Annotated in this window: 27 protein-coding genes; 20 read left to right on the forward strand and 7 right to left on the reverse strand. The window is 46.8% G+C overall.

What is annotated here, in order from left to right:
- Positions 1-24 precede the first annotated feature (24 nt).
- Positions 25-1,641 (forward strand): putative polysaccharide biosynthesis protein, encoded by a 1,617-nt coding sequence (locus tag Q9R36_RS14545; protein ID WP_311225436.1) that lies wholly within the window; start codon positions 25-27, stop codon positions 1,639-1,641.
- 65 nt (positions 1,642-1,706) lie between these two features.
- On the opposite strand, the gene Q9R36_RS14550 is transcribed toward Q9R36_RS14545, so the two are convergent.
- The gene (locus Q9R36_RS14550; protein WP_311225437.1) at positions 1,707-1,952 is read right to left on the reverse strand and encodes a hypothetical protein; all 246 of its coding nucleotides are present in this window, start codon (positions 1,950-1,952) and stop codon (positions 1,707-1,709) included.
- 99 nt (positions 1,953-2,051) lie between these two features.
- On the opposite strand from Q9R36_RS14550, the gene Q9R36_RS14555 reads away from it, so the two are divergent.
- The gene (locus tag Q9R36_RS14555; RefSeq protein WP_009795248.1) at positions 2,052-2,771 is read left to right on the forward strand and encodes a pseudouridine synthase; all 720 of its coding nucleotides are present in this window, start codon (positions 2,052-2,054) and stop codon (positions 2,769-2,771) included.
- A 65-nt stretch (positions 2,772-2,836) separates the two neighbouring features.
- On the opposite strand, the gene Q9R36_RS14560 is transcribed toward Q9R36_RS14555, so the two are convergent.
- Complete coding sequence (locus Q9R36_RS14560) at positions 2,837-3,058, reverse strand: DeoR family transcriptional regulator (protein WP_009795247.1); 222 nt, start codon at positions 3,056-3,058, stop codon at positions 2,837-2,839.
- A gap of 433 nt (positions 3,059-3,491) precedes the next feature.
- Between Q9R36_RS14560 and Q9R36_RS14565 the strand changes: the two genes are divergently transcribed.
- The 6 genes from Q9R36_RS14565 to dat all read left to right on the forward strand — a co-directional run bounded on the left by Q9R36_RS14565 (position 3,492) and on the right by dat (position 10,032).
- On the forward strand, positions 3,492-4,787 hold the full coding sequence (locus Q9R36_RS14565; RefSeq protein ID WP_248137480.1) for a M48 family metallopeptidase: 1,296 nt from the start codon (positions 3,492-3,494) through the stop codon (positions 4,785-4,787).
- A 134-nt stretch (positions 4,788-4,921) separates the two neighbouring features.
- Positions 4,922-5,650, forward strand: coding sequence for an MOSC domain-containing protein (locus tag Q9R36_RS14570; protein ID WP_022544293.1), 729 nt, complete (start codon positions 4,922-4,924; stop codon positions 5,648-5,650).
- Positions 5,651-5,701: 51 nt separating this feature from the next.
- Complete coding sequence (locus tag Q9R36_RS14575) at positions 5,702-6,415, forward strand: ABC transporter ATP-binding protein (protein ID WP_009795244.1); 714 nt, start codon at positions 5,702-5,704, stop codon at positions 6,413-6,415.
- On the forward strand, positions 6,408-7,595 hold the full coding sequence (locus Q9R36_RS14580) for an ABC transporter permease (RefSeq protein ID WP_009795243.1): 1,188 nt from the start codon (positions 6,408-6,410) through the stop codon (positions 7,593-7,595). The genes Q9R36_RS14575 and Q9R36_RS14580 overlap by 8 nt, the downstream gene beginning before the upstream one ends.
- A gap of 104 nt (positions 7,596-7,699) precedes the next feature.
- The gene (pepV, locus tag Q9R36_RS14585) at positions 7,700-9,118 is read left to right on the forward strand and encodes a dipeptidase PepV (protein WP_224952399.1); all 1,419 of its coding nucleotides are present in this window, start codon (positions 7,700-7,702) and stop codon (positions 9,116-9,118) included.
- A 38-nt stretch (positions 9,119-9,156) separates the two neighbouring features.
- Positions 9,157-10,032 (forward strand): D-amino-acid transaminase, encoded by an 876-nt coding sequence (gene dat / locus Q9R36_RS14590; protein WP_148951085.1) that lies wholly within the window; start codon positions 9,157-9,159, stop codon positions 10,030-10,032.
- Between the two features lie 79 nt (positions 10,033-10,111).
- On the opposite strand, the gene cysK is transcribed toward dat, so the two are convergent.
- Positions 10,112-11,044, reverse strand: coding sequence for a cysteine synthase A (gene cysK / locus Q9R36_RS14595; RefSeq protein WP_009795240.1), 933 nt, complete (start codon positions 11,042-11,044; stop codon positions 10,112-10,114).
- 229 nt (positions 11,045-11,273) lie between these two features.
- On the opposite strand from cysK, the gene thpR reads away from it, so the two are divergent.
- From thpR to Q9R36_RS14615, 4 genes are all read left to right on the forward strand, one after another.
- Complete coding sequence (gene thpR, locus Q9R36_RS14600; RefSeq protein WP_311225438.1) at positions 11,274-11,831, forward strand: RNA 2',3'-cyclic phosphodiesterase; 558 nt, start codon at positions 11,274-11,276, stop codon at positions 11,829-11,831.
- Between the two features lie 29 nt (positions 11,832-11,860).
- The gene (locus Q9R36_RS14605) at positions 11,861-12,814 is read left to right on the forward strand and encodes an NERD domain-containing protein (RefSeq protein ID WP_009795237.1); all 954 of its coding nucleotides are present in this window, start codon (positions 11,861-11,863) and stop codon (positions 12,812-12,814) included.
- Between the two features lie 197 nt (positions 12,815-13,011).
- Complete coding sequence (gene pulA / locus Q9R36_RS14610) at positions 13,012-15,153, forward strand: type I pullulanase (RefSeq protein ID WP_009795236.1); 2,142 nt, start codon at positions 13,012-13,014, stop codon at positions 15,151-15,153.
- Positions 15,154-15,519: 366 nt separating this feature from the next.
- Positions 15,520-16,299 carry a phosphotransferase family protein gene (locus Q9R36_RS14615; RefSeq protein WP_009795234.1) on the forward strand — a complete coding sequence of 260 codons (780 nt, stop codon included), beginning with the start codon at positions 15,520-15,522 and terminating at the stop codon, positions 16,297-16,299.
- On the opposite strand, the gene Q9R36_RS14620 is transcribed toward Q9R36_RS14615, so the two are convergent.
- Entirely contained in the window at positions 16,296-16,574 is a 279-nt protein-coding gene (locus Q9R36_RS14620) for a YtzH-like family protein (protein WP_009795233.1), read from the reverse strand. The two genes, Q9R36_RS14615 and Q9R36_RS14620, sit on opposite strands and share 4 nt — an antisense overlap.
- Before the next feature lie 112 nt (positions 16,575-16,686).
- Positions 16,687-16,866, reverse strand: coding sequence for a hypothetical protein (locus Q9R36_RS14625; protein ID WP_009795231.1), 180 nt, complete (start codon positions 16,864-16,866; stop codon positions 16,687-16,689).
- Positions 16,867-17,149: 283 nt separating this feature from the next.
- On the opposite strand from Q9R36_RS14625, the gene trmB reads away from it, so the two are divergent.
- The gene (gene trmB / locus Q9R36_RS14630; RefSeq protein ID WP_022544290.1) at positions 17,150-17,788 is read left to right on the forward strand and encodes a tRNA (guanosine(46)-N7)-methyltransferase TrmB; all 639 of its coding nucleotides are present in this window, start codon (positions 17,150-17,152) and stop codon (positions 17,786-17,788) included.
- Positions 17,789-18,246: 458 nt separating this feature from the next.
- Positions 18,247-19,086: a YtnP family quorum-quenching lactonase gene (locus Q9R36_RS14635; protein ID WP_094766871.1), complete on the forward strand. Its 840-nt coding sequence runs from the start codon at positions 18,247-18,249 to the stop codon at positions 19,084-19,086.
- Positions 19,087-19,135: 49 nt separating this feature from the next.
- On the opposite strand, the gene Q9R36_RS14640 is transcribed toward Q9R36_RS14635, so the two are convergent.
- Entirely contained in the window at positions 19,136-19,450 is a 315-nt protein-coding gene (locus Q9R36_RS14640) for a PepSY domain-containing protein (protein ID WP_009795384.1), read from the reverse strand.
- 212 nt (positions 19,451-19,662) lie between these two features.
- Between Q9R36_RS14640 and Q9R36_RS14645 the strand changes: the two genes are divergently transcribed.
- Both Q9R36_RS14645 and Q9R36_RS14650 read left to right on the forward strand, forming a co-directional pair.
- A complete protein-coding gene (locus Q9R36_RS14645) occupies positions 19,663-20,736 on the forward strand; it encodes a M42 family metallopeptidase (RefSeq protein ID WP_094766872.1) in 1,074 nt (357 codons plus the stop codon).
- A gap of 95 nt (positions 20,737-20,831) precedes the next feature.
- Positions 20,832-21,356, forward strand: coding sequence for a DUF84 family protein (locus tag Q9R36_RS14650; RefSeq protein ID WP_094766873.1), 525 nt, complete (start codon positions 20,832-20,834; stop codon positions 21,354-21,356).
- A 41-nt stretch (positions 21,357-21,397) separates the two neighbouring features.
- Here Q9R36_RS14650 and Q9R36_RS14655 read toward each other — a convergent pair whose 3' ends face one another.
- Positions 21,398-21,844 (reverse strand): YtoQ family protein, encoded by a 447-nt coding sequence (locus Q9R36_RS14655; RefSeq protein ID WP_094766874.1) that lies wholly within the window; start codon positions 21,842-21,844, stop codon positions 21,398-21,400.
- A gap of 160 nt (positions 21,845-22,004) precedes the next feature.
- Here Q9R36_RS14655 and Q9R36_RS14660 point away from each other — a divergent pair, with 160 nt between their 5' ends.
- The 4 genes from Q9R36_RS14660 to Q9R36_RS14675 all read left to right on the forward strand — a co-directional run bounded on the left by Q9R36_RS14660 (position 22,005) and on the right by Q9R36_RS14675 (position 24,953).
- A complete protein-coding gene (locus Q9R36_RS14660) occupies positions 22,005-22,514 on the forward strand; it encodes a hypothetical protein (RefSeq protein WP_094767241.1) in 510 nt (169 codons plus the stop codon).
- A gap of 201 nt (positions 22,515-22,715) precedes the next feature.
- Positions 22,716-23,759 (forward strand): PTS sugar transporter subunit IIC, encoded by a 1,044-nt coding sequence (locus tag Q9R36_RS14665; protein WP_311225439.1) that lies wholly within the window; start codon positions 22,716-22,718, stop codon positions 23,757-23,759.
- On the forward strand, positions 23,746-24,063 hold the full coding sequence (locus Q9R36_RS14670) for a thioredoxin family protein (protein ID WP_094766876.1): 318 nt from the start codon (positions 23,746-23,748) through the stop codon (positions 24,061-24,063). The genes Q9R36_RS14665 and Q9R36_RS14670 overlap by 14 nt, the downstream gene beginning before the upstream one ends.
- A gap of 89 nt (positions 24,064-24,152) precedes the next feature.
- Complete coding sequence (locus Q9R36_RS14675; RefSeq protein WP_248137476.1) at positions 24,153-24,953, forward strand: DUF1444 domain-containing protein; 801 nt, start codon at positions 24,153-24,155, stop codon at positions 24,951-24,953.
- Positions 24,954-25,218: the final 265 nt, after the last annotated feature.

The raw sequence follows: 25,218 nt of genomic DNA on the forward strand, positions 1-25,218 counted from the left end.
ATTTTCTTTTTAGGAAGGGATTATATGTCATCTAAGCTTTTAAGAGGTACCTTTATTTTAACCCTCGGAACCATTATTTCAAAGGTTCTGGGCCTGTTTTATGTGATACCGTTCTACCGGATTGTAGGGGACCATGGAAGTGCTTTATACCAGTACTCCTATGTTCCGTATACGATTTTTATCAGCATTGCTACAGCGGGGATCCCCCTTGCTGTTTCCAAGTTTATTGCCAAGTATAATGCCCTTGAAGAGTATGCTGTCGGCAGAAAGCTTTTTAAGTCCGGCCTTGTCGTCATGCTCTGCAGCGGGATTTTCTCATTTTTAATTCTTTATTTTTCGGCCCCGGTCCTTGCAGAATTATTCATTCCTGACTCTGATCTGGACTCCAGTGTCAGTGATGTTATTACTGTCATCAGGGCAGTAAGCTTTGCTTTGATTGTTGTCCCGTTCATGAGTTTAATCAGAGGATTCTTCCAGGGCCATCAATCAATGGGACCGTCAGCCGTTTCCCAGGTTGTTGAACAGATTGTCCGCATTGTCTTTTTGCTTGCCGGTGCCTATATTGTCCTGAACTGGATGGGCGGAAGCCTGGTCAAAGCTGTCAGCGTGGCAACTTTTGCTGCATTCATAGGAGCAATTGGCAGCCTTGCGGTACTGTTCTGGTACTGGTATAAACGGAAATCCCATTTGGATGACCTCCTCCTTCAAGACAAAGGGACGATGGATATTTCCCTGAAGGATATGTATAAAGAAATTCTCATATATGCTGCACCATTTATCTTTGTCGGCCTTGCCAACCCCTTGTTTCAAATCATTGACCAGCTCACATTCAACAGGGCGATGGCAGAAATTGGCCTTGCCGGGCAGGCTGAGTCGTCACTGGCGGTGCTGAACTTTCAGGCGCATAAGCTGGTGATCATCCCAGTGTCGCTGGCAACGGCCTTTTCACTGACACTTGTCCCTGCCATAACGAAGGCGTTCACAGATAATGACCGTACGAGCCTGAACAAGCAGCTGAACCAGACATTCCAGGTGCTCCTTTTTCTTACATTGCCTGCCGCAGCGGGGCTTTCACTGCTGGCTGAGCCGGTTTTCACTGTCTTTTACGAGCATAAGGAATTGGGTACAGAGGTTTTGAGAACGTATGCCCCGGTGGCGATGCTGTTTTCCTTGTTCTCCGTTACAGCGGCGATCCTGCAGGGCATCAATGAACAGAGATTCACGATTCTGAGCCTGCTTGTCGGTCTGCTCGTCAAGCTGAGCCTGAATATTCCGCTCATCAAGGTGATGGAAACACAGGGAGCAGTATTGGCTACAACCCTTGGATACACTGCAGCCATACTGATCAATTTATATGTCATCAGGACCTATGCGGAATATCCATTCCGCCTGGTCGTCAGAAGGAGCCTGCTGATCATCCTGTTCACGGCATTCATGTTTGCCGGAACTGCAGTATCCTATAAACTGCTGACATTATTCCTGTCTCCGGCTTCTACCATCCAGTCGCTGATCATCATTTTCATTTGTGCAGGCATTGGAGCAGCCATCTATTTTTACTTGGCCTTCAGAACAAGGCTTGTTTATTTCCTATTTGGACAAAGAGTGGAGAAAATCAAACAGAAGCTCCGCCTCCGCTTTTAATAAAGCCAAACGAAAGGCCGCCGCAGCACGAAGCGGGGCCTTTCATTTTTTTCCGTGAAGGGGTGCTAGAGCTCCGGATTATAGTAGATTGGGGCGGATCCGCCGAGCCCGAGCCTGCGCTCAATGCGGTTCAGCCTCCTGTTGAACCGGCTGCATTGTTTGTTAAGCTGCTCGACGGTGCGTTCGAGCTCGATGACGCGCTGCAGAATCTGGGCATCTCCCTGGGATAAAAAAGAAGGAGATGTACGGAAGACAGGGGGCAGGGGATAAGGGCAGACGGGAAAATAGTGAATAAGAAGCGCTCCTTTCATTTTGTAAAAAGTTCTACTATACTCAGGTAAATAACCAGATAGTGCAGTCTATGATAAAAGCAGTGGTCCCGGGACTGAAATTTTTAAGGAGGAAGAAGGATGAGAATTGATAAAGTGCTGGCCAATCTTGGATACGGCAGCAGGAAAGAGGTAAAAAAGCTGCTTAAGGACGGTTCGGTGACCGTCAATGATGAAAAGATCAAAGATGCCAAGCAGCATGTCGATCCTGAAAAAGATCTGATCCGTATAAACGGAGAAACCGTCGAATACAGGGAATTTATTTATTTGATGATGAACAAGCCGCCGGGCGTCATTTCAGCAACAGAAGATAACAGAGATGAAACGGTCATTGATCTCCTTGAGGCAGAGGATCTGATCTTTGAACCTTTTCCGGTCGGAAGGCTTGATAAGGATACGGAGGGTCTGCTTTTGATTACGAATGATGGCCAGCTGGCCCACCGCCTGCTCTCCCCAAAAAAGCATGTGCCGAAAACGTATTTTGCAGTCATAGACCAGGAAGTGACGGAAGAAGATGTCACTGCCTTCCGCAAAGGAGTCATCCTGGATGACGGCTATGCGACAAAGCCGGGAGAGCTCAATATCCTGAAGTCCGGAGAACGGTCTGATATCGAATTGACGATCACAGAGGGAAAGTTTCACCAAGTCAAAAGAATGTTTGAAGCTGTAGGGAAGAAAGTGGTATATCTGCAGAGGCTTTCGATGGGGCCGCTGCGGCTTGATGAGACGCTCGAGCTTGGTGAGTACAGGGAGCTGACAGAGGAAGAGCTGCAGTCTCTGATGGAATATGAAGTGAAGTAACAAAAAAATCGCCTGATAAGGGCGATTTTTTTGTTTATGGATCCCCCGAGCCCGGGAGACTGTATTTACGATGATAATTTAACTTTTCTTTGCGTCGTCGTCCATTTTCCTCTGCTCGGACTGATGACTAAATCATTATAGGCCAGGACATTCAAATCTCGTTGTATGGTGCGAGGAGTAATACCAAATTCCTCTACAAGCTCCTGAGTTGTTACAGTTCCGCGCTTACAAATAAACATGTAGACGGCTTTAATGCGGTTTAACATCCGGTTAGTCGAAGGTTTCAAAGAACCACTCCCTATCCTTTTTTCAAACCTTTGGCAAATTCCTGCAACCGACAGCTTCGATGAAGAAACATGTCTTCAAGGTATGTAGTTTTCTTTTCCCCAGACAACTCCTTTTCTAATCATTAAAGAATGTTCTAGATGTCATACTTCTACAATAATTGTACTCTTTCTTGCTTGATAATGCTACTTTAATACTTGAATTTACAAAAGATTAACACATTTTGGTTGGAATTGGCTCCATTTCCATACTGGTGCCTGCCTGATCAGAAACTTGCATGATGCCTGGCTCTCTTTACATCTCTATGCATTTAAGTATCTGCATATGTGTTTACCAGCTTTTTTTTAATGGGCCTATTTACCTGTATTCCCAAATGGGGAAATTCATTATAATCAATGAGTAATTTATGCAGATAACTGAAGGGGATGGAATTATTTGAATCATTCGTTGCGTGAACAGCTCGTACACAGAAAAGAAAGTCTCTATTTTGCTTTTGTCATTTTATTCGGCATCCTTACGTATTTGCTATTATCTATAACTATTATTGGCATTATCATGCTGGCCATTTTGCTGACTGCCACCATCATTCTCCACGGGCTGATGATGGCCGGAATCCGCAGGAACGGTGTAAAGCTTGGGGAAAAGCAATTCCCAGAGCTGTATGGAAAGGCGGTTTCAGTGGCCGGGCAGATGGGGCTTGCGAAAGTCCCGGATATTTATATTGTGGAATCCGAAGGGGTTCTCAATGCTTTTGCAGCCAGGTTTTTCAGAAAAAATATGGTGGTGCTGTATTCTGGTATTTTTGAATTGATTGAGCAGAAAGCGGAGAAGGAGGTATTGTTTGTACTGGCACACGAGTTTGCCCATCTGAAACGAAGGCATGTGACAGTCAGCTTCCTCCTGCTGCCTGCTCTGTGGGTGCCATTTTTGGGAAATGCGTATTTAAGAGCTTGCGAGTATACCTGTGACCGCTATGCTGCCTACTATACTGAGTCTTATGAAGCTTCCAGGAATGCGCTGACAATGCTTGCCATCGGGAAAGAATTATATAAGAAGGTCGACCAGGAAACCTATATGGAACAGATCGAGTCGGAGCAGGGCATTTTCATATGGCTGAATGAGAAGCTTTCCACTCATCCGCATCTTCCGAAAAGGCTGCATGCACTGGCACAGTTTTTTGCCCCGGAAACGGCACTGGTGCTTAAAGAGAAGCGAAGTACTGTCTGGATTGGTTCTATCGCAGCTGTGCTCTTTCTGGCCCTTGCCGGAACAGGGCTATGGTTTGGCTTAAAAGGAATCGAAAATCTTGATATGCTCTCAGATATGCCAATTGATGGACCAGTTGAAGAAGTGGAAGGAATTACGCCTCTGATGGAGGCTGCAGAGACAAGTGACCTCGCCTCTATTGAAAACCAGATTGGGAATGGAGCTGACATTAATGCTGCTGACAGTGAAGGCTCAACTGCCCTGCACTGGGCCGTGTACAGCGGACAGGCCGATGCCGCCCGGCTCCTGGCAGAACACGGAGCTGATCCAAATACAGTTGATGCCTATGACACAACGCCTTTAATGAGCGCGGTTTTTGCAGATGATGCCAGTATGGCTGAATTGCTTCTGGAATATGGGGCAGATCCGTTATATACAGATGCAGAGGGCCTTACAGCCTATGATTACGCTCAGGAATACGGAAACCCTGAAGTATTGGAAGTGCTTAAGCCTTATTATGAATAAGAAATGAACGCTGCTGAAGAGTTCAGCAGCGTTTTTTGGTGCTTACCATGAGTTTATCGAGTAAGCCTTGTCTGCCGTCTGAACAAACACCGTGCTATAATATGGAAAAAAGCAGCGGGAAAGGGGAGAGAGATATGAAGGTGGGAACGATTAAAGAAATCATCAGGCACCCTGTCAAATCCTTTGGCGGTGAAAGTGTGGCAGAGACGCGGCTGATGTCTTACGGATTATATGGAGACAGGAGCCATGCTTTCCTGGACACGTCGAGGCCCGGGAAATTCCTGACCATTACCCAGGCTCCCGAGATGGCCACATTTTCAGCGCGTTTTGCAGGAAAGGAACAGGATAACATGTTTCCGGCAGTCATCATCAGAATGCCTGACGGAAGTAGCGCCAAATGGGGCGATCCCCGCGTAGCAGGTTATTTAGAAAGCCTCACAGGCAAAAAAACTGAGCAGATTCAATACTCGCCAAAGAGTATACCTTTAGGTCCAATAGAAGAGGAGCATCTGCAGCTCGTTTCCGCCGCTTCATTGAGAAAGCTCGGTGAAATGCGGGGCAGAGAAGTTGATCACCGGCGCTTCCGGGCCAATATTATCCTTGATATTGAAGGATCTGTTCCCTTTGCAGAAGAAAGCTGGTTTGGGAAAAAGCTGATCATCGGCAGCGGAGGATCCGCTATCATGATTAAGCGTCATTGTGAAAGATGCCAGATCATCACAGTCGATCCGGAGGATGCCGGTAAGGATGCCGCCCTTCTGAAAATGGTTGCCAAAGAAAGGAGCAATCATTTCGGCGTCTATGCTTCAGTGGTGCGTACAGGTCCGATCCGAACAGGTGATGCAATCTATCTTGCAGATTGACCAAGGAAACTTTTTCCTTCTCTTCGCCGTATATATATCGGGGGGAAAACAATGAAACTATTAACAGCGCAAATAAAACAGGCGGGATACAGCAAAGAGGCTCCATATCTGCAGGATATTCAATTTGAAGTCCATTCAGGAGAGCTGATCGGCCTGATCGGGGCGAATGGTGCGGGAAAGAGCACTACGATCAAAACGATCCTTGGCCTGATGGATTATACAGAAGGAGAAACCGTTTTTAAAGAGGGGATCAAATATTCTTATGTTCCCGAGCGGCCCATCTTTTATGACGAGCTTACATTATGGGAGCATCTCGACTTCATCGCTGCAGTAGAAGGGCTCAGCGATCAGGAATACAGGAAGCAGGCGGAAGAGCTGCTGGAGCTGTATAAGCTGGCAGACTATGCACATGATTATCCCCATACATATTCAAAAGGGATGCAGCAGAAGGCCATGCTGGTCCTCTCTCTGATCATCAACCCTTCTGTATATATCATTGATGAGCCTTTCATCGGCCTGGATCCGAATGCAACAAGGCTTTTCCTGGAATCAGTCGAAAAGGAGCGCCAAAAGGGTGCAGGCATTTTGATGTCGACCCATGTTCTGGACACTGCCGAAAAGGTTTGCGACAGGTTTATAATCATTAATAAAGGCAGGGTCGCGGCATCAGGGACCATGGATGAAATCAGGCAGCAATGCGGCCTGCCGGGCGGGTCGCTGTTCGATTGCTTCCACATGTATTCAGAGGAGCATGTAAATGACTAGCAGCAGGCTCCTTTTTAAAAGGCTTTCGGCAGAATGGAAATATCAGTACAGCGTCTTCAGATCAATTGCGGACTGGACCATCATCCTTTATCTGGCGGTTCCTGCAGCAGTCATTTCCTTTTTCATATACAGATCCTGGTGGACAGAAATGCCCGGGTGGATTTTAATGGTGCCGGCAGCTTTCCTGTTCCTTCCAGGCTATATTGCCTCATGGGGCGGCCATTACCGAACCTTTATCCAGGAGGCAGATAAGGTATTTCTAATTAAAAACCGGAAGCTTTATTTCGGCCTTAAAAAAGGAGCTTTTTTCTATTCTCTTCTGGCTGGAGCATGCCAGGCAGCCTTCATAGCCATTCTGCTGCTTCCCTTTTTAATAGGGCACTACGGCTTTACAATGCTATATGCCGTTTCTTATTTCCTGTTTTTCTTTTCCTGCAGAGTATTTATTATGTGGCTGAAGCAAAATCTGAGGAAGATAGAAGGGAAGCTTTTAAGGATACTATTCAGTCTTGCAAGCTTTGTGCTGTTAAGCTGGATGGTCCAGCTGGTTTTTGCCCTGTGGCTCGGGGGAAATCTGCTGGCCTTTAATATGTCGGCTATTCTGCTGCTTGCCCTGGGAAGCTTCCTATACAATAGGAATCTGTCCAAAACACATACCTTTGATACTGAAGCGGCATTTGAGAGGGAGGAACGAGTCAAATATACAGGCTTAATTTTCCAGCTTTCCTATGAGGTAGAGATGCCTTCGCCTTCCGCAGTAAGAAAAAAGCCTTTTTTGTTCAGGCAATCAAAAAGGATCTTTAAAAAAAGGACGGTCTCTGCCGGATTTCTGGAAGTTTTCATTAAAGTATTCCTGCGCAACCCGTCTTATTGGGGAAACTATTTAAAAATCATATCACCTGCAGTGGCAGCGATCGTCATCATTCCGCCTATCTGGTTAAAAACACTTATAGCCATCGGCTTCCTCATCATGATGTTTTCCTGGCTGCAGATGGTTTGGGGAAAAATCACGATCTCCCACCCCCTCACAAAAAAATACGGTGAAAGAGATGCGTATTTTTCGGCAAGGACCAAAGCGGTATGGGCTCTCTTTCTTCTGTCCATCATTCTTGTTATACTGGCGGCAGCGGGAGGACTTTGGCTGACAGGCCAGATGCCTGCTGGCAGCCTTTCTCTTTGATTTAAGGTTTTCCATTGAAATGATTTATAATGGAAGAGCGAAATTGGTTTAATTATTCCGGATGCATCCGGTCTGCTTTTTGAATGTACATAAGGAGGATTTGTATGAAAAACATTGATTGGCAGAAAGAAATAGAAGAACGTGAGCAGGCTTTCCTGGCTGATACCCAGAAGCTTCTGCAAATCAGGAGCATTCTTGATGAAGAGAATGCGACTGAAGATGCCCCTCTGGGAAAAGAAGTCAAAGAAGCACTTGATTTTATGCTGGAGCTGGGCAGCAAGGACGGATTCTCCGTGAAAAACACCGGCAATCTTGCTGGACATATTGAGTTTGGGAGTGGAGAAGAAATCGTCGGGATTCTTTGCCACGTCGATGTTGTTCCTGAAGGTGACGGATGGACAAGCGATCCTTTTGCTGCAGAAATAAGGGATGGAAAGATTTTTGCACGCGGGGCGCTGGATGATAAAGGGCCTACAATGGCCGCTTATTATGCTATGAAAATAGTCAAGGAGCTTGGGCTGCCGCTGAGCAAAAAAGTGCGGATGATCGTCGGAACGGACGAAGAGAGCAACTGGCGCTGTGTGGACCATTATTTCAAGCACGAGCAGATGCCTGATATCGGCTTCGCCCCAGATGCTGATTTTCCGATCATCTATGCAGAAAAAGGAATTTCCGACTTTGACCTTGTTCAGGAAAGCACAGCAGAAAATCAGGATGGCGATGTCAAGGCAGAAGTTGCTTCATTCCAGTCCGGCCGAAGATACAACATGGTCCCTGACTATGCCAAAGCATCCCTGCTTGTCCATCATGAACAGACAGAGGTGCTGCAGCGTTTTGTAGATTTCCAGAAGCAGCATGACCTGAAAGGCAGCTATCATGTGGATAATGGTGAGTTGATTCTTGAGGTTGAAGGAATTTCTGCACATGGGATGGAGCCTGATAACGGGAAGAATGCAGGCTTATATTTAGCTAAATTCCTGTCAGAGCTTTCAATCGATTCAAAGGCAGCCCAATTTTTCAGCTTTGCTGACCGCTATTTCTTCAAGGATTCCCGCGGCAGGCAGCTGGGCGCGGCCTACTCTGACGATATCACAGGCGACCTGACCATCAATCTTGGAAAGATAAGCTATTCACAGGCAGAAGGCGGACGGCTTGGATTGAATCTCCGCTACCCTGTCACCAATGATATGGCTTTAACCAAGGAAACGGTCATGGCTGCTGCTGGAAAAGAAGGGTTCCGCCTCGAAAACTTTACAGATTCCAAGCCCCATCATGTGGATGAGGATACTTTCCTGATCCAGACGCTGAAAAAAGTGTATGAGGAGCAGACTGGAGATGAGGCCAAGCTCATCTCGATCGGGGGAGGAACGTATGCCCGTTCCCTGAAGGCCGGTGTCGCTTTTGGCCCATTATTCCCTGACAGGGAGGACATTGCCCACCAGAAGGATGAATATATGTTTATTGAGGACCTTGTAAAAGCTGCAGCCATCTATGCACAGGCTATTTATGAGCTGGCAAAATAAAAGAAACAGGCTGAATATTGTATAGGGGAGGAACGAAAGTGGAATATGCAATCCTGAATGGGGAATTGATTGAACGCAAAGATGCCAAGGTTGACATTGAAGACAGAGGCTATCAGTTTGGCGATGGTGTCTATGAAGTAATCCGGGTATATAACGGCAAAATGTTTACAGCTGAGGAACACCTGAACAGGCTGTCTGAAAGCTGTGAAAAGATCGGACTGAACCCTGGTTTTACAAAGGAAGAGCTAAAAACGAAACTGGAACAGCTGATCGGGAAGAACAAAATTGGTTTCGGAACAGTCTACCTTCAGTATTCAAGGGGCATTTCGCCAAGGAATCACGCCTTTCCGGGCAGTGAAGTCCCTGCCGCTTTCGTAGCCTATACCCGTGAAGCTGCGCGGCCGGAGGAGAATATGAAATCGGGGATCAAGGCAATACTGACTGAAGATATCCGCTGGCTCCGCTGCGATATTAAAAGCCTTAACCTGCTTGGCAATTTGCTGGCCAAGCAGAAGGCAGCCCAGTCTGGGTGCTTTGAAGCCATCCAGCATCGGGGCCATACAGTGACCGAGGGCAGCTCATCTAATATCTTCATCGTAAGTGGCGATAAACTGGTGACACATCCGGCTGACCATTTCATTCTTAATGGGATATCACGGCAAAAAGTGCTCGAGATTTCCCGTGAGAATGATATTCCGTTTGAGGAAAAAGCATTCACGATTGATGAGCTCCTTGGTGCAGATGAAATCTTCATTTCCAGCACAACAGCTGAAGTGATGCCGGTCATCGTGATTGACGGCAGTCCTGTGAAGAACGGTAAGCCAGGAGAGCTGACGCAGAAGCTGCAAGGCCTATTCCTCGAAAAAATTGAAAAGGAATGCGGAAGCATTCAAACAGGTGCGTTGAACAGCTGAAAAAAACCGGCCAGGCACTCCAGATCAGGAGGCATGGCCGGTTTTTTCATATAAAGCTGTTTCCGTCATTTATACTATCTTACTCAAAACGGAACAGGTCGCTGGAAAGGTATCTTTCTCCTGTATCACACACAATGAAGACGACTGCATCTTCGGGTGTGAGCTTTTTGGCGACTTCGATGGCCGCAAAGCAGGCTGCCCCTGAGGAAGGGCCGACAAGGATGCCTTCCTCCCTGGCGAGCCTCCTTGTTGTGTCATAAGCCTCTTCGTCCTTGATCTGGTGGATTTCATCATAAACATCCTGATTAAGGATTTCAGGGATAAAACCGGGGCTGGTGCCTACAAGCTTATGCTTGCCGGGCTTGCCTCCTGAAAGGACTGGAGAGCCCTTCGGTTCAACAACGTGGACCTCAAGACCCGGATATTTCTCTTTCAGCACCTCTCCGGTTCCGGTGATCGTTCCGCCTGTGCCTGCAGTCGCGACGAAAGCAGACAGGGGCTTTCCGATCTGTTCCATCCCATCAATGATTTCAAGTGCGGTTGATTTTCTGTGGGCATCGGGATTTGCTTCATTATCAAACTGCATCGGGACAAAGCTGTCCGGGATTTCCTCTGCAAGCTCCAGCGCTTTTTTGATTGATCCGGGCATCTTTTCATCACCTGGTGTGAGGACCACTTCCGCCCCATACGCTTTCAGCAGATTGATCCGTTCAAGTGTCATTGTGTCAGGCATAACAAGAATGGCCTTATAGCCGCGTGCAGCAGCATTCATCGCAAGGCCGATCCCGGTATTCCCGCTTGTAGGCTCAATGATGGTTGACCCTTTTTTCAGCCTTCCTTCTTCCTCTGCTTTAATGATCATATTAAAAGCTGCCCGATCTTTGACGCTTTTGCTCGGATTGTAAAATTCAAGCTTTGCATAAATGGCTGCCCCATTCTCTGGGGCCAGCCTGTTCAGCTTCACGAGCGGCGTGTCGCCAATCAAGTCAGACAGGTTGTCTACAACCTTCATAAAACTCTTCCTTTCTAAAAATAATAATAAAGCTATTTTGCATTCCTTCAGCAAATCTCATGCAAAAGGAGGGAAAACTAAATGATTTTCATTTAATGCTCTGCTCCATAATCATACCTAAAAGGTGGGAAGGCTATCAAATCTTAAGGATTTTCCGGCAGCTTTTTGTTCCCGGCTGTGCAAATTTTGTTAAAATAAATTGAAATGTCGTGGAAAGGGCGTTTTATTGATGCAAACACATTATTTTTTTGCTGTGCGGCTTCCTGACGATGCCAAAGAAAAGCTGAAGCTGAAATGCGAAGCGGCAGCAGGAATGCTTGAATTTCAAAAATGGGTCCATTATCAGGATTATCATATTACGCTGGCCTTTCTGGGAAATGCAGGGAAGGATCAGCTGCAGCATGCAGCCAGGCTTGTCAGGATGGCACTTGAGGAAGAGGAAGCTTTCAGCCTATCCACCTCAAGGTTTGGCGTCTTCGGAAAGCCGGATCAGCCCAGGATCTTTTGGTCGGACACAGCAGCCCAGCCCAGGCTTGGCGAGGTAAGGAAGAAAGTTTTTGATGCCTGTAAGGAAGCAGGCTTTCAGCTGGAGACCCGGCCATTTAAGCCGCATATCACTCTGGCAAGGAAGTGGGCAGGCAGCAGCCCTTTTGAGCCGGACCTTTTGGGAAATGAATCTGTTTTAACAGAGACAATCTCATTCCCTGCCGCAGAAGTGGTTTTATATCAGACGCATATGGATAGAAGTCCTAAATACGAAGCAATTGAGGTTTATACACTGAAATAAAATACAAGGAAACAAGGAAGGCAGAGGGAATGGGACAGTTAATAAAGCTACAGGATTATATTTCACGCTATGAACAGGATATCTTTTTATATCCTTCCAGATATGTCCGACTGAAGAAGCAGCGGTGGGCACAGCTTTTGGACGCATGGGAAAATAACGATGGTCGGTTTTTCGGCCCTGAACCGGGACAAGCAGAGGATGATTGGAAGCTGGAAGAGAAACAGCCCCTGTCAGAGAGGATTAAGGGAATATTCAGCCTGAAGAGGAAGTCAGAGGACGCTGAGCCGGTTCCTGAAAAGGCAGTGGAAGAGAAGCTCGATTTTGATCCGCAGTTTGCCTCAAGGCCGGATACGGCAGATGAATTGAAGCAGCAATTCCTGGATCAGCTTTTTAGATTTCAAATGAAGTGGGCGAGCTCGACCATCATGGAAAAATCATTTGTTCAGAGATCCTTTTTCTATGACCCCGAGCTCCGCTTCCTCCTTCAGCGTTTTCCGGACACCTATCTGCTTCTTTATAAGCCGGTATTCCGTTTGAAAAAAGCGCCTGTAGAGGCAGAATCGGTCTTTATTACGCCGACTGGGGCCTATTGCCTTTCCTTTATGGAAGAAGATGAGCAGGCTGTTTTCATCGGTTCCAAGGAGCATTTCTGGTTAAAAAGGACAGGGAAGGAAGAAAAGAAAATACTGAATCCGCTCATCGCCCTGGACCGGACAGAAAAAATTGTAAAGAGCATTTTTCAAATGTATGAAATCGATTTCCCGGTACATAAAGTATTAGTAAGCCGGAAAGGCTATTTTGATTATCCGAATGTACCATATGGGGTGGAGCTGATTGAGAAGCGCGGATTCGAGGAGTGGTTTGAAGCTATGAGGAAAAACACGTCCCCCATCAAGCATATCCAGCTTAAAAGCGCGCAGATCCTCCTGCAATATTGCCAGACAACCTGTGTGAAACGCCCGGAATGGGGAGAAGTTGAATAAGGCACATGATCTTAAATACATGTCTGGGCAATTATCAAAAGGTCTTGTAGTAATTCATCCTGATTTTGGGCTCGTTCGTGTGAATAGCTGTTAAGACACCCTTTAAAAAATGCCCTGGGCAAGGTTTGGGGCAGCCTGTATTACAGGTAATAAGGAAGTACTCGGAGGAAAGCCGAGAATAGAAGCGGAGTGAGACGATGATCACAGTGGAACGGATGTACCATGCATACCTTGATGAATTGAATATCATTGCCATCCTGCTTCCCCGTTCTTATTACAATGGCAGCTGTTCTGAATTTGCTCTTTCAGGCCAGGAAGGGAAGAAGGAGCTCTTTATTAAAGAACAGCAGGAACTGGAAGAGGAGATTAAATATATTTGCACCTTCGAAGGTGATCTGGATCTCGGAACAACCTGCTGGATCCATGATGAACATGGGGGGAAGACAGACCTTCAGATTGGATCTGTCATCCGGACAGAGGCATTTGATGAAAAATATTATTATAGCGGGAGCCTGGGGTGCTTTTATACAGAAGAACAGACAGTGTTCAAGCTATGGGCCCCTACCGCCACTCAAGCCAGGCTGTCGTTAGAAGAGCCAGGGAAGGGTATCACGGAATATGCAATGGAAAGAGGAGATTACGGTGTCTGGTCCTATTGTGCCGAGGGAGATCTTGAACTTCATGCCTATTCTTACAAGGTATGCATCGATCTTGAGTGGCGGGAGGCTGCAGACCCATATGCTGCCGCGCTTACAGCCAATGGGGAGAAAGCCGTCGTTGCCAGCCCCGGGAAAATAAAGATGCCTGAGCTTGAGCTTCCGGAGCTGGAACATGATACAGATGCGGTTATATACGAAACCCATATCAGGGACTTTACCATCCATCCCGGGAGCGGCGCGGATAAAAAAGGCACATACCGCGGTGCGGCAGAGCTGGGTACAAAGGGGCCGGAGGGCTGTTCGACCGGCCTTTCCTACGTAAAGGAGCTGGGGGCGACCCATATCGAGTTCCTCCCCTTCCACGACTTTGCGGGGGTGGATGAGCTCGGGGGAAAATCAGATTATAACTGGGGCTATAACCCGCTCCACTTCAACGCACCTGATGGCAGCTACTCCGAGGATCCTTCAGACCCGTATTTGCGGATCCTTGAGCTGAAGGATTTGATTTCAGCTGTCCATTCCCAGGGCCTGCGGGTCATAATGGACGCTGTGTACAACCATGTCTATATAAGGGAATCATCCGATTTTGAAAAGCTTGTACCAGGCTATTACTTCCGGCACGATGAGTTCGGGATGCCATCAAATGGAACCGGGGTAGGCAATGACTTTGCCTCTGAGAGGAAGATGGCAGGGAAGTTCATCGTCGATTCCGTGAAGTTCTGGCTGCATGAATATAAAATTGACGGGCTGCGCTTTGATCTGATGGGAATCCTGGATGTCGGGACGATGCAGGAGGTCAGGAAAGCTGCAGATGAAGCCGGCAGGCATATTCTCATCATTGGGGAGGGGTGGGACCTTAACACTCCTCTCCCGCAGGAACAAAAGGCCAATCTGCGCAACCAGGGCAAGCTCGAGAGGATCGGCCAGTTCAATGACTGGTTCAGGGATTCTATTAAGGGAAGTACATTCAATATTTATGATAAAGGATATGCACTGGGAAATGCACATTACCGCGAGGATGCGAAACAGGTTCTTGCCGGAAGCATCGGAATGGGGAAAAAGGCTAAGCCTCTCTTCCGTTCTCCGGGGCAGTCTGTGAACTATGCCGAATCGCATGATAACCATACACTATGGGATAAGCTTGGCGCATGTTTCCCTGAAGAGAGAGAGGAATTCAAGGAGAAGCACCACCGGCTTGCGACGGCAATGGTCATCCTTGCACAGGGAATTCCTTTCCTTCACAGCGGACAGGAGTTCTTCAGGACAAAAAATGGGGACGGCAACAGCTATCGGTCCCCAAATGAGGTCAACTGGCTTGATTGGGAGCGCCGGCTTCACTATCAGGATAATGTGGACTATATAAAAGGGCTGATTAGCATAAGGAAGAACATCAAAGCTTTCCGTTTTCACAGCACAGACCTGATCAGGAGGCATATGCAGTTCATCCAGGCAGAAGAGCCGATGATTGCATTCGAGCTGCAGGATATCAGGGAATTCGGGGGCTATGATTCCATCAGGGTATGTTTCAATCCTTCCCGGGAAGAGCGGAAGTTCCCTGCTGATGGAGAATGGGAAGTTTTGGCGGACGGAGACAGGGCGGGTGCAGAACCGGTAAATACTGTGAATTCGGGCGCTGCAATAATTGCCCCATGCAGCCTGCTGATCCTTGCCAGAAGGTGAAAGAAGCTGCCCTTTTGCCCGCCCGAAGCTGAATCGGGATCAAACCATAAAAATTGAAAAAGAAATCATTATAATAAAATACTGTTTTTATCTCTGATTGACTTGACTAGAAAACACGCTAAGAGATAAAATTTATAAGATAGCTATTGCAGGACATTTGCTTCAATAGCTTTTTTTTATTTTACTTTGCTTTTCTATACAATAGTCCTTTAATCAATTAGCGGCGGAATGGACAGGAGCGGGCTTTGCTTTCTTTGCAGTTCCGCATATATAGATAGGAGACTGTAAAAGGCCTGGCTGAGATGCGGGCCTTGCACTTTCCTTACTCGCATTTAATTTGCAGAAAAACATTGTAGGTGAACAATTTTGGAACATTTATTCGGACAAGATTGGGAGATAGTTCCTGCCGGAGGAGCGACAGGTGAAGCGTTTTTTGCCCAGCATGAAGAGCAGCAATTATTCTTGAAGCGGAATTCATCGCCTTTTCTCGCTGTTTTGTCAGCAGAAGGAATTGTTCCAAAGCTTGTGTGGACAAAAAGGCTTGAAAATGGGGACGTCATAACAGCCCAGCAATGGCTTGCCGGAAGGGAATTGAAGCCGGGGGATATGGAAGATGAGCGGGTAGCCAGGCTTCTCAAGAAAATCCATGACTCCAGGCCGCTCCTTGGGATGCTTAGCAGGCTGGGAAAATCTCCCCTGAAGCCAGAGGCAATACTGAACGCGGTCACAGAAGAGCTGGATGAAGAAATCCGCAGACTGGATGCTGTCAGGAAAGCCCTCGGGTTCCTTGAAAAGGAGAAGGGGAATATCTTCTGTGAAGATATGGTCGTCTGCCACTGCGATGTCAATCATAACAACTGGCTGCTCACAGAGAACGACCAGCTGTATCTGATTGATTGGGATGGGGCAATGATTGCCGACCCTGCCATTGATCTCGGGATGCTCTTATACTGGTACATCCCCCGTGATAAATGGCATTCCTGGCTGAAGCGGTATGGAATGGAATTAACATCCTCCCTTGCCCTTCGCATGAAATGGTATGTGGCTGCCCAGACTTTGACATCGATTCAATGGCATAAAAGCAAGGGGAGATATGAAGAAATGGATAAGTGGATCCAGTTCATCAAGGAGCTTGACCTGGGCTAGGAAAGCTGGTCAATGCTCTCTACCCACTGGGAGAGCTCCTGCTGGTGCAGCTCTATATGGCCGTCGAGATTGGAAGAGCCGGCGCCGTTTTGGCTGTAGCTGTAAATCTGCTCCAGTACTGTCCTTACCTCCTGGCCGATATTTGCATTGACCATGAGGGATTTTACCAAGCGCTCCAATTGTTCACACTCTGAAACCGATCCGCAGCAGTCTGTCTGATGGCTGCTTAATATATCCCTCAGCAGGGTTAGTTGATCTGTATGGCACAGCGGCATATGATTCAGCATCCTTTCTATTTGTACATGAATGGGATTGAGGCACCAACAAAAAAAGGAATTCACATTTATCATGTGAATTCCTTTTTTTTATTATTCATCAGCTTATCTTTTATAGATGGTTGACAGGCTTTCCGATATAAAGGCTCTGTCTCTTTGATCTGACTTTCTGAGTCCATTTTCTGTTCCTAAGCTTCTCATACGGATAGACAGTCACACTGTAGCCAAGGAACATGATGCCTATAACTAAAAGGACGGCCATTTCCAATCCTGTCTCAATCAATTTTCCCATGTATATTTCCAGCTCCTTTTGATGCCTGAAGGAAAAGCATTTCAGGCTCGGGTTTTTCCGTTCGAGTACACTCTTAAAACCTTAACAAAACATCATATAAATGAAAAACGCGGTTTCGATTGATATACAGGAGATATTTCCGGTAACATAAGATGAACGCGCTTTAACAGACAGTGCCCTTACATATGCGGCCGGATGCTCCCCGATCCTTCCTGAACGAGGGTTGCATCGATAGGGAAGGCATGGTATTGTTTGAACGATATTATTATTTAGGGGTGTCCTCATGAGACAAAGAAACAAGCCTTGGGCTAAAGATAAATTAATGCAGCATCCGCAGTATGTCATCCTGGAGCCGATTCAGCATAAAGGAAAATGGGCTGAAGTATTTGAAGAAGACCAGCCGCTCCATATAGAAATTGGAACAGGGAAAGGCCGATTCATCACAGGGATGGCAAAGGCCAATCCTCATATCAACTATATCGGCATAGAATTGGCAGAAAGCGTCATCGTGACTGCCCTTGATAAGCTTATTGAAGAAGAGCTTCCAAACCTTAAGCTGATGAATGCCAATGCCAAGAACCTGGCTGAGTATTTCGATAAAGGGGACGTAGACAGGGTTTACCTTAATTTCTCAGACCCTTGGCCAAAGACCCGTCATGAAAAAAGAAGGCTCACTTTCAAAAGTTTCCTTGATGTCTACAAAAGCATCCTTGTCGATAAAGGAGAAATCCATTTCAAGACTGACAACCAGGGGCTGTTCGAATATTCACTTACAAGCTTCTCCGAATACGGACTCCTCCTCACTTACGTCAGCCTCGACCTTCACAACAGCGACTATGAAGGCAATATCATGACCGAATACGAAGAAAAATTCTCCGGCAGAGGCAGCAGAATCTACCGCTCTGAAGTGAGATATCAATAAAATTGCATAAAGCTGCTCGTGAGCGGCATTGGTATAGAAAAAAGGAGTACGGACATTTCGTACTCCTTCTTTGGTTATGTTTTTTAAGATTTATTGTGAAAGGCCACAACAATTGTTCATTTGTTTAGCTTTTTAAATGGGCTGTTAATTTCCGTTCCAGGCACTTCGTTTTCCGCAGGGCGACGCTGAGCCTCCTCTTCGCTACGCTCATGCGGGGTCTCAGCCTTGCCGCTACTTCCCGCAGGAGTCTGCGTGCCTTCCACTCCAATTAACAGGTTCAATAACCTTGGGAATGCAACTGAGTTTTTTAAAGATAAAACCAAAAATCTTCCTAATTTCAATACATTTCAATAATTCTGTTGTATCTTATTTTATGCTGAGCAAATATTCCACCAACTCCCCTCTTAATGATAAACTAACAAGTATACATACAATCTGCTGAAAAAGGGAGTGTCCAAATGGAAACCTTAAAATTAAAAACAGTCAAGCTCACGTGGCTCAACGGCGGGGTCACACATCTGGATGGCGGCGCCATGTTCGGCGTTGTCCCAAAAGCTCTGTGGGAAAAGAAATATCCCTGCAATGAAAAGAACCAGATCGAGCTTAGAACAGATCCAATCCTTGTGGAAGCTAACGGGAAAAAGATGCTCATAGAAACAGGCATTGGCTCAGGCAAGCTTAACGAAAAGCAAAAGCGGAACTACGGAGTGACAGAAGAATCCAGTCTTGAAAAATCCCTCGGAGAGCTTAGCCTCAGCCCGGAGGATATCGACTATGTACTGATGACCCATCTGCATTTCGACCACGCATGCGGCCTTACCAGACTTGAAGGAGAAGAATTTGTATCAGTGTTCACCAATGCAAAAATCATTGTATCGGAAACCGAGTGGGAAGAGATGCGCAATCCGAACATCCGGTCCAGGAATACATACTGGAAAGAAAATTGGAGCGGGATAGAGGACCAGGTGATCACATTCAAAGATGAATGGAGCTTCGGTCCAGTGAGAATGGTCCACACAGGCGGTCACAGCGATGGACATGCCATTATTCTCATCGAGGAAGAAGGGGAAACAATCGTTCATATGGCAGACATCATGCCGACACATGCCCACCAGAATGTTCTATGGGTTCTTGCCTTTGACGATTATCCGATGGATTCAATCGCTGCGAAGCAGAAATGGCTTGAGTACGGAATCAGCAGGGATGCATGGTTTACGTTTTACCATGATGCCTATTTCCGGGCGGTGAAATGGGACGGGGATAAACAGCTGAAGGAAGAGCTGAAACGCACCAGATAAAGGCAAGCTAAAGGCCGGATAAAAGAATCCGGCCTTTAGCTTGCAATCTTTAAGACAGCGGATAGGCATCCAAAATCGTTCCGGTGCGGCTGTCTGCGACAAACTCATATTGAGATACCTCTCCATCAGCTGTCCTTGAAATGCCGCCTTTATAGACATTATAGCTAAGCCCATGCTTCTCATAAGGTTCAGGCTGCATATGTATCCATGATCCGCTGATCGGGCCATTTTTCTTGAAAGCGGCTTTAGCCTGGTCAAGTGCTTTCTCTGGAGAAACCGCGGTTTTATCTGCCATTAATTCCTTCACAGCCAAGCCGCCTGCTGCTCCGACTCCAACACCAAGCAAAAATGATTTCCAGTTCATGATCTGCCCCTCCGTCTTTTTCCATCATTGTTGTTCTTTATTCCATTCTACCAAATGTAACCGGATATATTAAAGGAATTCACATAAAGTGAAAGAACATGGAACCATATCTGGGGGACGGCTAGGAGGAAAAGGTGGTAAGAGGTAAGAAAGTTCTGTAAAATAACTGTATACATAATAATGATATAAATCCCATTAAAGGAGCAGGTACAATGAACAATAAAACATTGCAGCTTTTTAAAACACTGACAGAATTGCCGGGAGCGCCGGGGAATGAACATTTAGTCCGCAAGTTTATGCGAGAGCAGCTTGGCCAGTATTCTGATGAAGTGGTCCAGGACAAGCTTGGGGGAGTATTTGGAGTAAAAAGGGGAGATGAGGAAGGCCCGACTGTGATGGTAGCAGGCCATATGGATGAGGTTGGCTTCATGGTTACCTCCATCACCGATAACGGCATGATCCGCTTCCAGACCCTTGGCGGCTGGTGGAGCCAGGTCCTGCTTGCCCAGAGGGTGCAGATCATGACCAATAATGGCCCGGTCACAGGCGTCATCGGTTCCATCCCTCCGCACCTGCTGGATGAAGCCAAGCGCAGCAAGCCAATGGATATTAAAAATATGCTGATTGACATCGGTGCAGATGACCGTGCGGATGCAGAGAAGATCGGCATTAAGCCCGGACAGCAGATCATCCCTATCTGTCCGTTTACGCCAATGGCAAATGAAAAGAAAATCATGGCGAAAGCCTGGGATAACCGTTATGGATGCGGGCTTGCGGTTGAACTTCTGGAAGAAGTGAAAGACGAAAAGCTGCCGAACATCCTTTATTCCGGGGCGACAGTCCAGGAAGAAGTCGGGCTGAGAGGTGCGCAGACAGCCGCCAATATGATCAAGCCTGATATTTTCTTTGCATTGGATGCAAGCCCTGCGAATGACATGACAGGCGACAAAAGGGAATTCGGCCAGCTTGGGAAAGGTGCGCTGCTTCGCATTCTGGACCGCTCCATGGTTACGCACCGCGGCATGAGGGAATTCGTGCTGGATACAGCTGAGAAGAATAATGTGCCTTACCAGTATTTTGTTTCCCAGGGCGGAACAGATGCAGGGCGTGTCCACACTTCAAATGAAGGAGTCCCAAGTGCGGTAGTCGGCATTTGCTCCCGTTATATTCATACTCACGCTTCCATTATCCATGTGGATGATTATGCGGCAGCAAAAGAGCTTCTGGTCAAGCTTGTTAAATCCTGCGACAAAGCCACTGTCGCATCCATCCGCGAGAACGCGTAAAAACAACAGCCCGGAGGCAGCAGCAGTGCTGCCTCTTTTCAATGGTTCAAAATGGGGCAATATAGATTGCAGCAATGAAAAAGGAGAACAGCTTTATGAAAATTATAATAGGTTCTAAAAATCCGGCGAAAATAGGTGCTGTGGAAGCCATTTTCAATGAAAGCGGCTTTAAAGTCGATTCTGTGGATGTACCTTCCGGTGTGAGTGACCAGCCTTTTACAGATGATGAAACGATTAAAGGGGCTGTACAAAGAGCGGAGCTTGCACTGAAAGAAGGAGATGGCGATATAGGAATCGGTCTGGAAGGAGGGGTTCAGAACACAGCTGCAGGTTTGTTTCTCTGCAATTGGGGGGCGCTTGCGCAAAAAGGCAAAGAAACAATTGTCGCTGGAGGGGCCAGAATTCCCCTTCCGCAGGAAATTGCCGAAGAGCTGCTCGCAGGCCGAGAGCTTGGGCCTGTCATGGATGAATATGCCCAAAAAGAAAACATCCGGAAAAAAGAAGGCGCCATCGGTGTGTTCACAAATGGCAGGGTCGACAGGGCCGAAATGTTCGCGCATGTTGTCAGGCTGCTCGCCGGGCAGCTGGAGTACCGGAACAGAAATAGGGAGAGGCGTTGACGCCTCTCCCCAGCTTGTATTAAGCAAGCCGCTTCCGCATTTCAGTTTTCTTCAAAGACATATGAAAGAATTTTGATTGCCTGATTAACGGTTTCGACTGTTGCGTTTGCTTTTTGTGAGAGTTCTTTAAGCGGGTGGTGCAGTTTTTCAGGCCTGATCAGGATCAGCGGCTTTTTCAGTGCGGCGGCAGTGCTGGCATCCATGCTCGTGTTCCATTGCTTATACTGCTCGCCGAACAGCGCAATGACCAGGTCGGATTTTTCCATCAGCAGCTGGGTCCGCAGATTGTTGATGCTTGAAGAAGCCTGGTCGAGGTAAACAGGGCCCGGCTGTTCCCCAAGTATTTCTTCCCCAATCTTATCAGATCGCTCGTGGTTTTCCATCGGTCCGACAAAATGGACCGGAAGCTGAAGGGCTTTTGCTTTTTCCTTCAGCTCTCCCCTCCAGTCTGTATGAATCTCGCCTGCCAGATAAACTGTCAATTCCATCATACTTCCTCCTCTTTGGTAGATATCTTACATTTTACCACTTCTGTTAATAACAAACCGTCCGCAGGCCTGAAAAACCGGCAGGAGGGGTTGTCAGATAATTAAAAAGACGGTTATGATAGAAAAGGACGATATTTTTTCCAGCAGGGAGGAAAATAGTATGAAAAAAATCAGCATCGCCGCCTTGCTAATGATATGCTCCGTTCTGTTCCTGAGCGCCTGTTCTGCATCCTTCCAAGAGGAGCAGAAAGCAGCGAAGAAGGCAGCGGAGACAGCTTTCACCCAAAAGCCCAAGGATGCAAATAATGAAAATGAAGAGATAGATTATTATTTGCCTTTTGGTGTCGAGGTTGAAGAAGAGAGCCCAAACAATCTAATCTTAAAAAATGGAAGCAAAACATATATCCTGTTTTATAACCAGAATGAGGGCAAAGGCAGCAAGGTGGTTTATGAGTCTGCGAAACTTCAGAACGAAAGCTATGAGGTGGATGAAACCTTCCAATATGATGGCAGATTCGGATTTATTCTAATTAAAAAGCTGGATGATGACAGAAGCGAATTGATTGTCGGAGCTGATGGGGTCAAGATCACAACGGAAACAAAGACCTCCAGCCTGAAAGCAGATGCTTCAATGATGATTGATATCGTCAATTCTGTCCGGATGAAATAGGCAGGCAAAGGGGTGTCCCTTTGCTTTTTTTTGTGTTTTTTCTAAGGACAAAAGGAAAATCTGGTTTCTCATAACAGAAAGCGCCCATACTAGGAAGGTTCCGGGTATATTTTTCTTCCTTTTTACATTGTACATGCTTACAATATAGGTTGTAACATCTGTCTTGACACATGACAATGAAGAATGAACGGGGGATTTTAAATGAGAGAGTTTGTGAAGAGAAAAGGGGTCAGCCTGTCTGCGAGGGTTTACTTTATAGATGCATTGAGCAGCATGGCATTAGGCCTGTTTTCTTCTCTGATTATAGGTCTGATCATTAAGACAGTGGGAGAGCAGCTGCCGGCAGGATATGGCGGGAGTTTTTTCATAGAAATGGGGACGCTCGCGATGGGGCTTATGGGGCCGGCAATCGGCGTTGCTGTTGCTTATGGGCTGAATGCGCCGCCGCTGGTACTGTTCGCTGCGATTGCAAGCGGGGCAGCAGGGGCCGCGCTGGGCGGACCAGCCGGGAGCTTTGCAGCTGCCCTGATATCTGTGGAGATTGGAAAGCTTGTCAGCAAGGAGACGAAAATCGATATTATTGTTACGCCTTTTGTTACGATATTGGCTGGCTATGGAACGGCAGCGCTGATCGGACCCGGAATAAGCTTCCTGTTAAAGGGTCTTGGAAGCATGATCATGTGGGGGACGGAGCAAAGGCCGATTTTAATGGGAATCATTGTGGCAGTGCTGATGGGCCTCGCCCTTACAGCACCTATCTCCAGTGCAGCCATTGCGCTGATGCTTGATCTGCACGGGCTTGCAGCAGGGGCGGCAACAATTGGATGTGCAGCCCAAATGGTCGGTTTTGCAGTCAGCAGCTACAGGGAAAATAAAGTAGGCGGCCTCATTGCCCAGGGACTTGGAACTTCAATGCTGCAGGTGCCGAATATCATCAGGAATCCGATAATCCTTCTCCCGCCGACCATTGCGGGGGCAGTTCTTGCACCGCTTGGTACCACTTTATTTGTTCTCGAGAACAATGCGGCAGGTGCGGGAATGGGGACAGCCGGCCTTGTCGGGCAGATCATGACTGTGACAGCAATGGGATTCAGCTCGGCTGTCTTCCTGAAAATAGTCATGCTGCATTTTGTTGGACCAGCCGCAATAAGCTTGTTATTATCTGAGTATATGAGGAAAAAAGGCTGGATCAAACATGACGATATGCTGATCCAGACAGGAGGAAAAAGAAATGAAAAAGCTTGAATCAATGGAACAGTTTGAGCAAATGAAAAATGAGGGGCAGCATATTTTTATGTTTTCAGCAGACTGGTGCCCTGACTGCCGCATCATTGAACCGATCCTTCCAGAGGTAGAAGAAAAGTTCAGCGATTATACCTTTGTATATGTAGACCGGGATGAATATATTGATCTGTGCGGGCAGCTCGATATCTTCGGCATCCCGAGCTTCATTGCCTTCAGGGATGGAGAAGAATCAGGCCGCTTTGTCAGCAAGGATAGGAAAACACAGGAAGAAATCGAGAATTTCATCGCCGGCCTCGGCCGCTGATATCTTTTGCCCTCCGTCTTCTTTGAGATGGAGGGCTTTCTATTGTACAATGGAAACTGCAGAAATTTCCCGTTAAGGAGGGAAAAAGGATGAAAATGGACAGCAGGAAAATGAAGGATGAATTAATGAAGAGGCTGGATGCTGATAACCGGTCTTTCGAATTTGATAAAAAAAAGGATACCCTCCGGATTGAAAATAAAGGGACGGGCAAAGGGATCACCATTTCGCTGCCTGGCATCATTGCTAAATGGCAGGAGCATAAGGACAAGGCGATTGAAGAGGTGGCCTATTATGTGGAAGAAGGACTCAGGGCCATGTCGGGAGAATCCGGGCTTGAAGGCCATGAAAAAAATATCTTCCCTGTCATCAGGTCAACTTCTTTTCCGCAGGAATCTGAAGAAGGAATCTTGTTCCTGTTTGACGAACATACAGCAGAAACGAGGATCTATTATGCCCTTGACCAGGGCAAAACCTACAGGCTCATTGATTCAGCGCTCATGGAAAAAGAGGGCTGGACAGCTGAAAGGATCAGGGAGATTGCCTTATTTAATGTCAGGTCCCTGTCAACCGGGATTAAAAAGGACGAAGTGGCCGGCAATATCTTTTATTTTTTGAACGCAAATGACGGCTATGATGCGAGCCGCATCCTCAATGAAGCTTTTCTGAAGAGCATGGAGCAGCAGATAACCGGTGAGATGGCACTTGCCGTTCCCCATCAGGACGTCCTGATCATAGCGGATGTGCGGAATAATACGGGCTACGATATCCTCGCCCAGATGAATATGAGCTTCTTTGCAAGCGGCAGGGTACCGATTACGGCATTATCATTTCTTTATGAAAACGGGGAACTTGAGCCGATTTTCATTCTCGGCAAAAATAAGAAAAAGTGACAGGGGAAGGATCACGAAATGTGGTCCTTTTTTATATCTGATAGACAGGGAAAAGCCTGCAGGTTACACTGCCTGTAACAGTTGTAAACCCGATGTTAAACTGGTTATGCCAAAAGTATAAGCATGATGAGGGAAACTGTGGCAATTTTACCCATAAAGCCTATAAAAAGGCTCATTCTCTCTTTTTAACTCGAATTTTTATGAATAGCTGATAAAATAAAAGGGTAGGAAGAATAAGCTGCCCTTTTCATAGAATCTTAAGGGT

It is taken from the genome of Bacillus sp. AG4(2022) (genome assembly GCF_031844465.1).
In the GTDB taxonomy this organism is placed as follows: domain Bacteria; phylum Bacillota; class Bacilli; order Bacillales; family Cytobacillaceae; genus Bacillus_AB; species Bacillus_AB infantis.